We start from the raw sequence: 13,377 nt of genomic DNA on the forward strand, positions 1-13,377 counted from the left end.
CGGGACCGGCGGCCGCAGCGGCTGCGAGGTGGTGGTGGTCGTCTCAGACACGGGCTCGTGACACCTTCCGCAGGGCTCGGCGGGATCCGCGCACCATGGCGTAACCCCCGGTCAGCAGCCGGTCCTTGGCGAAGTTCCGGCCGATCGCCCGGCCCTCCAGCAGCCGTTCGAACTCCTCGGTGTCCGTGCCCCGGCGCACGGTCACCCGCCGCAGCGCGTACGGGCCCTGCCGGCGCCGGGCCAGGTCGTTGCCGACCGCGAGCGAGATCGCGTACGCGCCCCGTACCGTACGCCGTACCCGGCGGCTGGAGTAGCCGTACGGATACGCGAACGACACAGGAGGAGCGCCGAGTTCCTCCGCGAGGATCTCCTTGCAGCGCAGCACCTCGAACCACAGCGCCTCGTCGCCGAGCTGGTCGAGCTGCGGATGGCTGTGGCTGTGGCCGCCGATCTCCACGCCCGCGGCGGCCAGTTCGCGCACCTGGTCCCAGCCGAGCGTGCGGTCCGGTGCCGAGCCCGCCAGGTCCGGCAGGCCGCGGCCGCGCAGCCAGCCGGTCGTGACGAAGAGGGTCGCCGCGAAGCCGTGGCCCCTCAGCACCGGCAGGGCGTGCCGGTGCACGCCCTCGTAACCGTCGTCGAAGGTGATCAGCACCGGCCGGGCGGGCAGCGGGCGGTCCAGCCGCCAGCGGTACGCCAACTCCCGCGTGCTGAGCGGGGTGCGGCCCCGCGCCGCCAGCACGTCCATCTGCTCGGCGAACGCGGCCGGGGTCACCGACAGACCCAGCGCGGCCCGCGCCGGGTCGTCGGACACCGCGTGGTACATCAGGATCGGCACCGCCGGCGCGCCGTCCCCCGTCGCCCGGCTCACGCCACCACCTCTCCCGCCTCGGGAACCGGCTCGCGAACCGCCTCGGCCACGGGCTCCGGCACGGGCCCGCAGGCGGCGGCGGTGGGCGCGACCGTGAACGGCGACGCGGCGCCGCGCGAACGCAGGCGGCCGACCGCGTACCCGGCCGCGGTCGTCGCCAGGCCCGCCACGATGGCCGCCGCCCGGCCCGCACCGCCACGGCGCCCGAGCAGCGCGTCCCGCACCCCGCGCAGCGCCCCCGCGGGCAGCACCCGCGTCGTGTAACGGCGTTCGCTGGCGAGGCCGTCCCGCGCGCCGACGCTGCGGGTGACCAGGGCCTTCGACAGCCCCTCCGCGTAGCAGCGGGTCCTGAAGTAGCCGAACCGCTGCCGGGCCGCCGGGACCCGGTGGTGGATCACGGCCCGGTTCTCCAGCAGCAGCACCGCGTCCGGCAGGGCGTGCCGCAGCCGGATGCACAGCTCGGTCTCCTCGCAGCCCAGGGGCCTGCGGTCGCCGTCCCGGCCGATGCCGGTCGCGAAGCCGCCGACCGCGTCGAAGGCGGCGCGGCGGAACGAGGCGTTGCCGCCCAGCACGTTGCGCACCTCGGCGCGGCCTTCCGGCAGGCCCAGGTAGGCGCAGCCGACGACCCAGTCGAACTCGCGCGGGAACCACGCAGGGCGGTGCCCCGCGTCCCACCTCGGCAGGGTCCGGCCACCGACCGCCATCACCCGCGGGTCGCGGTAGGCGTCGGCGAAGTGCTCCAGCCAGTCCGGCTCGGCGACCGCGTCGTCGTCGAGGAACGCGACCACCTCGCCGCGGGAGGCCGCGATGCCGGTGTTGCGGCCCGCCGACAGGCCCCGGGCGCCCGCGTTGGGCAGCACGATCACGTCCGCGTCCGCCGCGTAGTGCGCGCTCAGCCGGGACAGCAGCGCCGGATTGTGGTCCACCACGAGCAACGTCGCGGCGGCGGGCAGGCGTTGCGCGCGCACCGAGGCCACCGCGGCGAGCACGTCGCCCCAGCGGTCCTCGGTGTACGCGCAGATGACCACGGAGACGGTCATCCGCGTCACGCGCCCTCCCCGAGGTTCGCCGCGGCGAGCGCCGCGCGCGGTCCGGTCCGGCGGGCCCGGCGCTCGCGCAGGATCACCTTCAGCACGCGCAGCCCGTCGCGCACCGCCCGCAGGTTGCTCGCGCCGTGGATGCGCAGGTGCTCGTGGCTGGGTATCTCCTGCACCCGCAGACCCGCGGTGACGACCCGTATGTTCATCAGGGTCTCCACCTCGAACCCGGCGCAGTCCAGGGCGATCTGCTCCAGGCAGTGCCGCCAGAACGCGTTGTAGCCGTAGCACAGGTCGGTGTAGCGGGCGCCGAACTTGGCGTTGACCAGCGCGCACAGCACCCGGTTGCCGAGCTTGCGGACGAACGTCATGTCGTCGGTGCCGCCGCCGTTGGCGAACCGCGAGCCCTTGGCGAAGTCGGCGCCGGAGACCAGCGCGGAGACGTAGGAGACGATCTCGTTGCCGTCCGCCGAGCCGTCGGCGTCGACCATCACGATGATCTCGCCGGTGGCCGCCTCGAATCCGCTGATCAACGCGTCGCCCTTGCCCCGGCCCCGCTGTTCGACCACCCGTACGTCCGGCCGCAGTTCGCGGGCCACCTTCACGGTCTCGTCGGTGGAGTGCCCGTCGACCAGGACGACCTCGTGTATCCAGGGCGGCAGGGTGGCGAAGACGTGCGGCAGGTTCTCGGCCTCGTTCATCGCGGGAATGACCACGCTGACCGGCGGGGCGATCGCCAAGTGCGAGGAAATCGCGCGGAATCTGTCGGGGAAGCTCGGAAATCGGTCCGGAATACGGACGCCGGCGACCGCCGTGGGGGATGCGTGCTGCGTCGGATCGCTATTGGACGACGGCCTGGGCATGGCCGGATGGACAAAGGAACTCATGGTGCGTTTTCCCTCTCGTCCCGCGGACCGCCCGCCCCCCGGGCGGTCCTCATGGTGTGTCCGGTTCGAAAGGGGGTTCTCGGCGGGCCTGATCGCGGGATTTCCCATGGCGAATTCCGGCCATGGGTCGGCCCGACGCCTTGCCGGCCCGGCGAGTCGGCGTCTGCTTCTCGCCGCGCGGTACGCGACCCGGCACATACGGAAACCGGCCGGGCACGGCACCCCCCTACCGCGCCCCGCACTCGCTCCAGCGTGACCCAACGAGCCCCTCCCGAAGGTCACTTGCATGATGGGACGGTGCGGGCGGATGTACGACGGTATTGATGGATGCGACTCTATGGCAAGACCCGCGAGGGTGAATGGCGTTTGGCTGAAACGACCCCTTGATTCTCTGTTCGGATGCGAAATCCGATCATGAATCGATGACCGATCTTGAAAGGAACGGTTCGAGCCCTTACCGATGCCGGGGATTGCTGATCAGCGATATGAAGGAAACGGTCGTCCGCCGGAACGGCACGTGCGCGGGCCTCGCGTCAGGAGGCCCGTCCCGCCCGGCCGCCCGAGGCGGCCCGTTTCCCCGCCGCGCGGGCGTAGCCGTGCCGCACCAGCGGCAGCAGGAACAGCACGGCGCTGATCACGGCGACCCCCGCCACGCCGCCCCGGATCGACCACATCCGCAGCATCAGCAGCAGTTGGGCGACGAGCAGGTCGACCACGAGCGACCCGGCCGCCGCCACCACGGTCCTGCTCAGCGGGTCGAGGCCGGGCAGGGTCGAGGCGAGCGCGGCGCCCGGCGCGGCGACGAGGAAGAAGAAGGTGAACGGCGCGCGCAGCGGCGACTGGATGTTCGCCAGAACGAGTGCCGCGCCGACCCCTCCGGTGCCCACGGCGGCACCGGCCAGCAACGGCAGCGATTCCCTGGTGATCGGATACATTCGCGACGATGCCCCCCACAAGTGCCGGATGCCCGGCAGGAGTTCAATGTCGCGCCACCCGCGCCGGGCCGTCAAGGAGTCCGGGAAAGCCCCGTCCCCCGGCCCGCGATGTGCTACGAGGGCGCTCGCGGCACCTGGCCCGCCGCCGGGCGCGGTGCCCTGCCCAGGCCCGTCCTCGCAGCCCGTCCTCACGGTCCGCGTGCCTCGCGGGCGCGTGGTGATGCGTACAGGCGCGCGTCAACACCCTTGCGCGGAAGGTGAATCGGCGCCCGCGAATGCGCGGGTGACGCGCGAGGGCGATAGGGTTACGCTGCCCGGGCCGGGTGTCTCGTACGGGTGGGGAGTAGCAATGGAACAGATAGTGCGCAGCAGGCCACGTGTGCCTGCCATCAACTGCGGGAGCGGTGCGACCAGCGCCCGCCTCGACCGCCATCTCGCGGTCCTGGGCGGCCCCGCCATACCGCGGGGCGAGTCCGCCGACGCGACCCTGCTGATGCGGGAGCTGACCGCGCGCGACACCGGCCACGTCCGCGAGAACCGCGGCGCCCGGGTCTCGCTCTTCGCGCCGCTGCGCAGGCTCCGTCGTTCGCTCTTCGGCAGCCGCCACTGACGCGTCGCGCACACCCCGTTCGTCGCGTCTCCCGCGCGCACCCCGCGTAGCCGCCGGCCCGTCCGCCGGCCGGACCGATGAGGCCGAGCGCCCTTCGGTCCGACCCGGCGCACCCGCTCCCGCGCACCCCCGCGAAACCGGCGGCACGCATCGCTCCACCCGGCCCGCACCGCCCGCATCACCGGCGTGATCCGCACTCCGGACGCCGTCACACCAGCGCGAACTGGCCGTCCGGCCCCTCCTCGTGATGGTCGAGCACCGAGGCCGGACGCCGCGCCGCGGGCGGCACCGGAAGCACCCCGGCCGCCGTCAGCGCCCGCGTCCCGATGCGGTGAGGGTCCCGCCGCAGCCGCTCCGCGAACGCCCTGCGGCGCGGTCGCAGACCCGCCGCCAGCGTCAGCACGGTGACCAGCTCAAGCAGCGCGGACGTCCACTCCCGGGACCACCCGGCGGGCCCGATCGCGGCGAGCCCTTCGCCGACCGAGGCACCGGACGCGCCGCGGCCATCGCCAACGGCACCGCTCGCCCCGACCGCCCGGCCCGCGAACCAACTCTCCAGCACCCCCGTGCCGCCCGCCCGCGACTCCCACACCTCGCGCGCCACCGGTGCGATGCGCCCCTCGCTCCCGTCGACGCCGAGCAGCAGCAACGCCTCGTCCTCGGCCTCGTACCGCAGCCCGGCCGGGCGGACCGGGATCGCCGCGCGGACGTAGGGGCGCCGCCCGCCCGGCAGCCTGGGCCGTTCCATGCCGCCCGGCGGCCCGGGCCGCAACCGCAGCGCCTCGCGGCCCAACTCCACGCCCTCGCGCCACATTTCGGGATTCCCCGGCAGCGGCACCACGCGGTCGCCGCGCGGCCCGGTCTCCGCGGCGGCGGCGATCCACGCGACCAGTTCCCCGGCGCCCACCGGGCTGCCGTACCGGTCGGACAGCATCGGCAGCAGCCCCGGCACGACGTTGGGCTCCACGCCGCCGGGTCGCCGGTACAGCGGACGTATCCGGCCACCGCGTGCCAGCGGCAGCACTCCGGTCACGGTGACCTGTTCGTCCGCCGCCTCGGGGTCGGCGGCCTCGACGACGAAGAGCTGCTCGTCGTCGGCGACCCGCCACAGCTCGGGCCGGGCGGCGTCGAGGACGCGGTGGTCCGGGATCAGCCACCGCTGGTCGTACGGGCCGAAGAGCACGGGGACCGGCGCCGGGCACGGTTCGTCGGCCCTGGCCAGCGGGACGGTCGGCGCGGTCTGCCCCGGCAGCTGGGGCACGCGGGAGCGCAGGGTGCGCGAGCGGGTCTCACCGAACAACGCCGCGCGCTCCGGCTCACCACCGGCACGCAGCAACGCCTCCCACCGCGCCTTCAGCGACCGCGGATCGGGCGCCGTCACCCACTCCCGGCCGGGCCTGACCGGGGCGCTGGACCAGGGCATCAGCTCCGCGAGCGCGACCGCTTCGTCACTCACCGCCTCGTCACTCACCGGCCGCATGCTATGCGAGCGGCCCGGCACCCGCACGACGCGCCGGGCAAGGCCGCGCACCGTACGCGCGGAGCCCTCGGGCCTCGCGCGGTCTCACCGCGCCTCCATCGTCACCGAGAACGCGAACCGGTCGCCGCGGTAGTGGATGCGGGCGACGTCCACCACCCGGCCGTCCTCGTCGTAGGTGACGCCCGTGTAGTGCAGGATCGGGCTGAGCAGCGGCACCGCGAGCAGTTCCGCGGTGCGCGGGTCGGCGAGCCGGGCCTCGACCGTCTCGGTGTTGCGGCTGATGCGCACCCCCAGCCGGTCCCGCAGCACCTTGGTCATAGGCCAGTGCTCCAGGTCGGCCGGGTCGACGCGCTCGCCGAGCCGCGCCAGCACGTGGTTGTGGGCCCAGTTGGTCGGCGTACCCTCCTCGTCGCGGCGCAGCCTGCGGAACGCGACCACCTCGGCGCCGCCGGGGAAGTGCTCGGCCAGCTCCGGCGGCACCGGGACCGGCCCGTGGTCCAGCAGCGTGGCGCGCTGGCCGGACTGCTGGGCCACGATCGCGTCGACCGAGCCCAGCAGCCGCACCGGCGCCGCCCGGCCCGCCCCCGGCTCGATGAACGTCCCCCGCCTGCGGTGCCTGCTGATCAGCCCTTCCTCCTCCAGGGACTTCAGGGCCTGCCGCATGGTCAGCACGCTGATCCCGTAGTGCGCCGCGAGGTCCTCCTCGGTCGGCAGCCGCAGCGGGGCGTCCGCGTGCCGGCCGAGTATCGAGGCGCGCAACGACTGCGACACCTGGTACCACAGCGGGAGTCTGCGGTTGAGGGTCAGCGGGTCGGGGGTGAAGGCGTTCACGTCGGGCTCCGGTCGGAGAGGTCGGACGCCGGGGCGGGGCGCGTCAGACGTCGAAGTGCCGCTCAAGACCCTGCCACACCGCGTCGTAGCCGTCCTGACGGTGGTCCGCCGTCATCGCCTGCGCGGTCGGCACCACCGGCCAGCGGGTCTCGAACATGAACGCCAGCCCGTCGTCCACCCGTTGGGGCCTCAGCTCCGCCGCGCTCGCCCGGTCGAAGGTCTCCCGGTCCGGCCCGTGCGCCGACATCATGTTGTGCAGCGAGGCGCCGCCGGGCACGAAGCCCTCGGCCTTGGCGTCGTACGCGCCCTCCACCAGGCCCATGAACTCGCTCATCACGTTGCGGTGGAAGTACGGCGGCCGGAAGGTGTCCTCGCCCACCAGCCAGCGCGGCGCGAACACCACGAAGTCCACGCCCGCGAGTCCCGGGGTGTCGCTCGGCGAGGTCAGGACGGTGAAGATCGACGGGTCCGGGTGGTCGTAGGAGATGGTCCCGATGACGTTGAAGCGCCGCAGGTCGTAGACGTACGGCACGTGGTTGCCGTGCCAGGCCACGACGTCCAGCGGCGAGTGGCCGTACTCGGCCGCCCACAGGTTGCCGCCGAACTTGTTGACCACCTCCGTCGCGCGGTCCAGGTCCTCGTCGTACGCGGCGACCGGGGCCTGGAAGTCGCGGGCGTTGGCCAGCCCGTTGGCGCCGATCGGGCCGAGGTCGGGCAGCCGGAAGGGCGCGCCGTAGTTCTCGCAGACGTAGCCGCGCGCCTCGGCGGTCAGCAGCTCGACGCGGAAGCGCACCCCGCGCGGGATCAGCGCGACGTGACCCGGTTCGCAGGCCAGCATGCCGAGTTCGGTGCGCAGCAGCAGCCCACCGCGCTCGGGGACGATCAGCAGCTCGCCGTCGGCGTCGGAGAAGACGCGGTCGCTCATCGAGCGGTTGGCCACGTACCAGTGGACGGCCATGCCGGTGCGCTGGAGGACGTCGCCGTTGCCGCCCACGGTGACCAGGCCGTCGAGGAAGTCGGTGGGCTCGGCGGGCACCGGCAGCGGGCTCCAGCGCAGCCGGTTCGGGTCCGGCTCGACCTCGGTGAACGGCGCGCTGCGCAGCCGCTTGTTGTCGATCCGGTGGAACGGCGGGTGCGCGGCGGAGGGCCGGACCCGGTAGAGCCAGCTGCGCCGGTTGTGGTGGCGCGGCTCGGTGAACGCGGTGCCCGACAGCTGCTCCGCGTACAGGCCGAGGGGCGCGCGCTGCGGCGAGTTGCACCCGACCGGCAGGGCGCCGGGGACGGCCTCGCTGACGTGCTCGTTGCCGAAGCCGCTGGAGTACGTGAGGGCGCCCGCCGTCTTGCGCGCCGCCTCGGTGCCGCCCGCGCCGCTGCCCGCGCTGTGCGTCGTGCTCATCGCCCGCTCCCGGTGTCCGTCGTCCGCTCCCCGAGGCCGGGGAATCCTATGCCCGACCATAGGATTGCGGCGGGGGTCCGTCAATCGCCCGCCCCGGGCTCCTCGTGAGCGACGTACGGCCCGCGCTCGCGCGGGGGGCCTGCTGGCGCCCGGCTGATTAGCGGCGCTAGTTTGGGCGGGACCGCTGCACCACGGGGCTCGCGGCGCGGCTCGCGGCCCGCGAGACCGCGAGGCGCCCCCTCGGGAAGGACGCGACGTGAAGGCTCACGACGGCATGTACATCGGCGGCGAGTGGCGCCCGGCCGCCACCACCGAGGTCATCGAGGTGGTCAACCCCGCCGACGAACAGGTCATCGACGCCGTCCCGGCCGGTACCGCGCGGGACGTGGACGCCGCCGTACGGGCCGCACGCGCCGCCTTCCCCGCCTGGAAGGCCACCGCCCCCGCCGAGCGCGCCGCACGCATCGCCGCGCTCGCCGGGGCGCTCGCCGCCCGGCGCGACGAGATCGCGGCGACCGTGACCGCGGAACTCGGTTCACCGCTGCCGTTCGCCGAGATGGTCAGCGCCGACCTGCCCGCCGGGGTCACCGCCTCGTACGCCGAGTTGCTGAAGACCTACGAGTTCAGCGAGCGCGTCGGCAACTCGGTCGTCCACCACGAGCCGGTCGGCGTGGTCGGCGCCATCACCCCGTGGAACTACCCGCTGCACCAGATCACCGCCAAGGTGGTCCCGGCGCTCGCCGCGGGCTGCACGGTGGTGCTCAAGCCCGCCGAGGACACCCCGCTGGTCGCCCAGCTCTTCGCCGAGGCGGTGCACGAGGCGGGCTTCCCGGCCGGCGTCTTCAACCTCGTCACCGGTTACGGCGCGGTCGCGGGCCAGGCGCTCGTCGAGCACGACGGGGTGGACCTGGTGTCGTTCACCGGCTCGACGGCGGTCGGCAAGGGCATCGCCGCGACCGCCGCCGCCTCGGTCAAGCGCGTCGCCCTCGAACTCGGCGGCAAGTCCGCCAACGTGATCCTGCCCGGCGCCGACCTGGAACGCGCGGTCAAGGCGGGGGTGGCCAACGTGATGGCCAACTCCGGCCAGACGTGCAGCGCCTGGACCCGCATGCTGGTGGACGCCGACCGCTACGACGAGGCGGTCGAGCTGGCCGCGAAGGCGGTCGCCAAGTACGTCCCAGGCGACCCCGCGCGGCCCGGCACCCGGCTCGGTCCGCTGGTCAGCGCCAAGCAGCGGGACCGCGTGCGCGGCTACATCGAACGCGGCGTGGCGGAGGGCGCGCGCCTGGTCGCGGGCGGCCCCGAGGCGCCCGAGGGCCTGGAGACCGGCTACTACGTACGGCCCACGGTCTTCGCCGACGTGACGCCGCGGATGACCATCGCGCAGGAGGAGATCTTCGGCCCGGTCGTCTCGATCATCCGGTACGCGGACGAGGACGAGGCGCTGGAGATCGCCAACGGCACGGTGTACGGCCTGGCGGGCGCGGTCTGGTGCGACGACGAGGACAAGGCGGTCGCCTTCGCGCGGCGGATGGAGACCGGCCAAGTGGACATCAACGGCGGCCGGTTCAACCCGAGCGCCCCCTTCGGCGGCTGGAAGCAGTCGGGCGTCGGGCGCGAGCTGGGACGGCACGGGCTGGCGGAGTTCCTCCAGACCAAGTCGTTGCAGTTCTGAGCGCACGGGAGACACGAGTGTCCCGGCGCGCAAGTGGTCGCCGCCAGTCTTCAGGCGCAAGTGGTCGCCGTCACCGATTCCACCCATCCCGAAGGAGCCCCATGGTCCGCGCAGCCGTCCTTCCCGCCGTAGGCGCTCCGCTGGAGCTGGCCGAGATCGACCTCCCCGACCCGGGACCGGGCCAGGTGAGGGTGCGGCTGGCCGCGGCCGGCGTGTGCCACTCCGACCTGTCGCTGTCCAACGGCACCCTGCGCCAGCCGGTCCCGGCGGTGCTGGGCCACGAGGGCGCGGGAACGGTGGTCGCGGTGGGCGAGGGCGTCGAGTCGGTGTCCGCGGGCGATCGCGTCGTCCTCAACTGGGCGCCTTCGTGCGGGAGTTGCCATTACTGCGGCCTGGGCGAGCCGTGGCTGTGCGCCAATGCGGGCCAGGCGGGCGGGAGTCCGTATGCCAGCCGCGCGGACGACGGCACGCCGCTCTACCCCGGCCTGGGCACGGCGGTGTTCGCCGAGGAGACGGTGGTCGGCGCGAACGCGGTGCTGCCGCTGCCGGAGGGCGTGCCGCTCGCGGACGCGGCGCTGCTGGGCTGCGCGGTGCTGACCGGTTACGGAGCCGTGCACCACGCGACCCGGTTGCGCGAGGGCGAATCGGTGGCGGTCTTCGGCATCGGGGGCGTGGGGCTGGCGGTGTTGCAGGCGGCGCGCATCGCGGGGGCCGGCCCGATCGTGGCGGTCGACGTCTCCCCGGCGAAGGAGGAACTGGCGCGGGCGGCCGGGGCGACCGACTTCCTGATCGCCTCCGACGCCACGGCCAAGGACATCCGCAAGCTCACCGGCGGCCACGGGGCGGACGCGGCGGTCGAGTGCGTGGGCCGTGCGGACACCATCCGCACGGCCTGGTCGGCGACGCGGCGCGGCGGCCGCACGACGGTCGTCGGTATCGGCGGCCCGCAGGAGCAGGTCACCTTCAACGCGCTGGAGCTGTTCTACTTCGGCCGCACGCTCACCGGCTGCGTCTACGGCAACAGCGACCCGGCGAAGGACCTCCCCGTCCTCGCGGACCACGTCCGAGCGGGCCGCCTCGACCTGTCCGCGATGGTCACCGACCGCATCGCCCTGGACGGCATCCCGGCGGCGTTCGACGCGATGCTGGCGGGAAAGGGCGGCCGGGCGCTGGTCGTCTTCTAGGGCCGGCGCGCGAAGGGCACGGGCGCCGGTGAGACTCCCGCGCGCGCAAGGCATGGCAGACCGGTGTGACGTTCCTGTGGACCGCGTTGTTCCGTCGGAACGCGGCCGCTTCGGGGGAAGTTCGGCGCCGCTGAGTCCGCGGACCTGTGAGGCGGAAAGGGCGCCGATAGGGTGGCGGTCGTGGACACGGGGACGGGGAACGGGCTGGTCGCCATTCCGCCGGGGCGGGTGACCTTGTCGGACCGGCGGACGCGGAGCAGTTGGCAGGTAGAGGTCGCTCCTTTTCGGATCTCGGCGTTCCCCGTGACGCAATCGTCGTACGCGCGGATCACCGACGAGCGGCCGAGCAGTCATCAGGGTGACGGGCTGCCCGTCGAAGGCGTCTCGTGGTGGGACGCGGTCCAGTACTGCAACGCGCTGTCGCGGCATGAGGGCCTGGCACCCGCGTACCACTTGCGCGCGGGCACCGAGACCGCCGAATGGGACACCTCCGCGGACGGGTACCGGCTGCCCACCGAGGCCGAGTGGGAACACGCCTGCCGCGCGGGTTCCACCGGCCCGCGCTACGGGCCGCTCGAGGAAGTCGCCTGGTACGGCGGCAATTCCGGCGGGCGGGTGCACCCCGTCGGCCTCAAGCGGCCCAACGCGTGGGGTGTGCACGACATGCTGGGCAACGTGTGGGACTGGTGCTGGGACGTCTACGACGCCGAGGTGTACGGCGCCTACCGGGTGCTGCGCGGTGGCGGGTGGGCCGACGAGCACTGGAGCTGCCGGGCGTCGGTGCGGCGACGCAGCCACCCGACCTTCAGGATCGACGACGTGGGATTCCGCGTCGCGCGCCCCCTGTCCCAGCCGGCCTGAGCCCGTTCGACGTCGGTATGCGATCACTGGGACGGCTCGGGCGTCAGGCAGACGGCACACCGGCAGGGCGGCCAGGCCGTGGACAACGGGGGTAACGCGACGGGCTCGACGGTGGTCAGCGGCCGGATCTCGCGCCGCTCTCCGTCCGTGAGGTCGACGCGGTAGACGCGAAGAGTCATTTGTGCGCGGGCGCTACGGTCCCGTTGAGTTGCCATGCGAATACGCTAGGTAGCGTTACTCAAGCAGCTCAATGTCACTTTGGCGGGGTGTCAGGCGGAAGTGCCACAAGGCGTCATAGCGGGAGCCCCACCGCGTCCGCGAGGGCGCGCATCTCCGGGGTGAGGGTGCGGCGGTGGGTGACGATCCGGCGCAGTACGTCCTGCGCGTAGCGCTGGTTCGCGAGCCACTCCGGGGCGGCGTGCCGGATATCTTCGAGGACGTCGACCGCCTCGCCGTAACGGCGCATCGCCACCTGCGCGTTCGCGACATCGAGCAAGTGGCGGTTGCGGTTGTTGGAGGTCGGCCGCATCTCGCTGGGACGGACCTTGGCAGCCATCGAGAGGACCAGATCCGGCCTGTCGGTCACCATGGCGTTCTCCGCCCGCTTGAGTACGACGGTGAGCGGTCCGAACGCCTGGAGGAAATCGCCCCCCGGCGCGGCCTCGCAGCCCATCGCCACGGCGGCCGAGTGCGCGAGGCGCATCGCGTCATCCGCGTCGTCAGGACGGTTGTCCCGGACAGCAGCGGCGGAAGCGCGCAGCAGCAGCCAGCCCCACGCGCTCAACTCACCCTTGCTCGCCCGCGACATGCGTGGTTCGATCTCGCTCGCCCACCGCTCCGCGAGGCGCCCCGCCTCGTCGATCCGACCGGTGCGCAGCAGCAGCCAGCATCGCGTGCTCACCGTGACGGCGGCCCGCGACGTGTCCGGGGCACCGTCCAACGCACGACCGAGGGCCTCGTCCGCCGCGTCGAACTGCCTGGTCTGGGTCAGCAGCCAACCGGTGAGCTGCATGACCCGGGTCCGCAGCGCCCGGCCCTCGTCGTCCAGGTCGGCCACACTATCGGCGTCCCGGATCAAGGAGGGCAGAACGACGGACAGTTGGCGCAACCGGTCGCCCGCGAACAACGGCTCAGCCGCCGCGAGCGCGTCGCGAACGCCACCGACCGTCGGAGCTTCCTGCACGGCACCACTCGATGGTGCCCGGAGCGCTTCCCGTACGGCAGTCCAGGTCCCGTCGGCGGACGGCGTGACGTCATCAACAGGCGCCTCCAACAACGAAGTCGTGGGCACGCCCAGCGTCACCGCGAGCCGTCGTGCCGTCTCCAGGCGTACCGTCGCGCGTTCTCCCTGTTCCAGCTTGCGGATCAGGGAGACCGACACCCCGGACTCCGTGGCCAGTTCACGTTGAGTCATCCCGCGCCGCTTGCGCACCTCGCACAGCCGCCGCCCGATGTCCGCACCCATGCCTCCAGCGTAGGCGGCGCACGGCCGTCAGGGGTGACTGGTGACATCCTGGCCGCGCCGGAGCCGCCCGCCGCGCACAGCTCGGCCGAAGGCGGACGGCACCGGGGGGCAGGACACTCGCCGTTCGCGACTTTCGGCGCCGAAGGCG

Annotated in this window: 12 protein-coding genes; 4 read left to right on the forward strand and 8 right to left on the reverse strand. The window is 73.4% G+C overall.

Features of this window, described 5'->3' with window-relative positions:
* Nucleotides 1–43 precede the first annotated feature (43 nt).
* The 4 genes from CK485_RS23840 to CK485_RS23855 all read right to left on the reverse strand — a co-directional run bounded on the left by CK485_RS23840 (nt 44) and on the right by CK485_RS23855 (nt 3,727).
* On the reverse strand, nt 44–823 hold the full coding sequence (locus CK485_RS23840; RefSeq protein ID WP_109454384.1) for a polysaccharide deacetylase family protein: 780 nt from the start codon (nt 821–823) through the stop codon (nt 44–46).
* Nucleotides 824–864: 41 nt separating this feature from the next.
* Entirely contained in the window at nt 865–1,908 is a 1,044-nt protein-coding gene (locus tag CK485_RS23845) for a glycosyltransferase family 2 protein (RefSeq protein ID WP_109454385.1), read from the reverse strand.
* A gap of 5 nt (nt 1,909–1,913) precedes the next feature.
* Nucleotides 1,914–2,792, reverse strand: a complete 879-nt coding sequence (locus tag CK485_RS23850; RefSeq protein WP_109453892.1) for a glycosyltransferase family 2 protein — start codon at nt 2,790–2,792, stop codon at nt 1,914–1,916.
* A 533-nt stretch (nt 2,793–3,325) separates the two neighbouring features.
* Nucleotides 3,326–3,727, reverse strand: coding sequence for a hypothetical protein (locus CK485_RS23855; protein WP_199239488.1), 402 nt, complete (start codon nt 3,725–3,727; stop codon nt 3,326–3,328).
* A 349-nt stretch (nt 3,728–4,076) separates the two neighbouring features.
* Here CK485_RS23855 and CK485_RS23860 point away from each other — a divergent pair, with 349 nt between their 5' ends.
* Nucleotides 4,077–4,337: a hypothetical protein gene (locus CK485_RS23860; protein ID WP_109453893.1), complete on the forward strand. Its 261-nt coding sequence runs from the start codon at nt 4,077–4,079 to the stop codon at nt 4,335–4,337.
* A gap of 208 nt (nt 4,338–4,545) precedes the next feature.
* Here CK485_RS23860 and CK485_RS23865 read toward each other — a convergent pair whose 3' ends face one another.
* The 3 genes from CK485_RS23865 to hmgA form a co-directional block, all read right to left on the reverse strand.
* The gene (locus tag CK485_RS23865; RefSeq protein WP_342673499.1) at nt 4,546–5,808 is read right to left on the reverse strand and encodes a type ISP restriction/modification enzyme; all 1,263 of its coding nucleotides are present in this window, start codon (nt 5,806–5,808) and stop codon (nt 4,546–4,548) included.
* A 93-nt stretch (nt 5,809–5,901) separates the two neighbouring features.
* On the reverse strand, nt 5,902–6,648 hold the full coding sequence (locus tag CK485_RS23870; protein ID WP_109453895.1) for a GntR family transcriptional regulator: 747 nt from the start codon (nt 6,646–6,648) through the stop codon (nt 5,902–5,904).
* 43 nt (nt 6,649–6,691) lie between these two features.
* Complete coding sequence (gene hmgA, locus CK485_RS23875; RefSeq protein WP_109453896.1) at nt 6,692–8,044, reverse strand: homogentisate 1,2-dioxygenase; 1,353 nt, start codon at nt 8,042–8,044, stop codon at nt 6,692–6,694.
* A 256-nt stretch (nt 8,045–8,300) separates the two neighbouring features.
* On the opposite strand from hmgA, the gene CK485_RS23880 reads away from it, so the two are divergent.
* The 3 genes from CK485_RS23880 (at nt 8,301) to CK485_RS23890 (ending at nt 11,764) form a co-directional block, all read left to right on the forward strand.
* Nucleotides 8,301–9,719: an aldehyde dehydrogenase family protein gene (locus CK485_RS23880; RefSeq protein WP_109453897.1), complete on the forward strand. Its 1,419-nt coding sequence runs from the start codon at nt 8,301–8,303 to the stop codon at nt 9,717–9,719.
* A gap of 101 nt (nt 9,720–9,820) precedes the next feature.
* Nucleotides 9,821–10,903, forward strand: a complete 1,083-nt coding sequence (locus CK485_RS23885) for a Zn-dependent alcohol dehydrogenase (RefSeq protein ID WP_109453898.1) — start codon at nt 9,821–9,823, stop codon at nt 10,901–10,903.
* 180 nt (nt 10,904–11,083) lie between these two features.
* Nucleotides 11,084–11,764, forward strand: a complete 681-nt coding sequence (locus CK485_RS23890) for an SUMF1/EgtB/PvdO family nonheme iron enzyme (RefSeq protein ID WP_109454386.1) — start codon at nt 11,084–11,086, stop codon at nt 11,762–11,764.
* A 292-nt stretch (nt 11,765–12,056) separates the two neighbouring features.
* On the opposite strand, the gene CK485_RS23895 is transcribed toward CK485_RS23890, so the two are convergent.
* On the reverse strand, nt 12,057–13,229 hold the full coding sequence (locus CK485_RS23895; RefSeq protein WP_109453899.1) for a helix-turn-helix domain-containing protein: 1,173 nt from the start codon (nt 13,227–13,229) through the stop codon (nt 12,057–12,059).
* Nucleotides 13,230–13,377 lie beyond the last annotated feature (148 nt).

Origin of the sequence: Streptomyces sp. ICBB 8177, from assembly GCF_003144095.1 — a bacterium.
Classification (GTDB): Bacteria; Actinomycetota; Actinomycetes; order Streptomycetales; family Streptomycetaceae; genus Streptantibioticus_D.

Bases quoted from the DNA above. Each gene is read 5' to 3' on its own strand.
- CK485_RS23840 (WP_109454384.1), bottom strand. From the start codon at position 823: ATGTACCACGCGGTGTCCGACGACCCGGCGCGGGCCGCGCTGGGTCTG.
- CK485_RS23845 (WP_109454385.1), bottom strand. From the start codon at position 1,908: ATGACCGTCTCCGTGGTCATCTGCGCGTACACCGAGGACCGCTGGGGC.
- CK485_RS23850 (WP_109453892.1), bottom strand. From the start codon at position 2,792: ATGAGTTCCTTTGTCCATCCGGCCATGCCCAGGCCGTCGTCCAATAGC.
- CK485_RS23855 (WP_199239488.1), bottom strand. From the start codon at position 3,727: ATGTATCCGATCACCAGGGAATCGCTGCCGTTGCTGGCCGGTGCCGCC.
- CK485_RS23860 (WP_109453893.1), top strand. From the start codon at position 4,077: ATGGAACAGATAGTGCGCAGCAGGCCACGTGTGCCTGCCATCAACTGC.
- hmgA (WP_109453896.1), bottom strand. From the start codon at position 8,044: ATGAGCACGACGCACAGCGCGGGCAGCGGCGCGGGCGGCACCGAGGCG.
- CK485_RS23885 (WP_109453898.1), top strand. From the start codon at position 9,821: ATGGTCCGCGCAGCCGTCCTTCCCGCCGTAGGCGCTCCGCTGGAGCTG.
- CK485_RS23895 (WP_109453899.1), bottom strand. From the start codon at position 13,229: ATGGGTGCGGACATCGGGCGGCGGCTGTGCGAGGTGCGCAAGCGGCGC.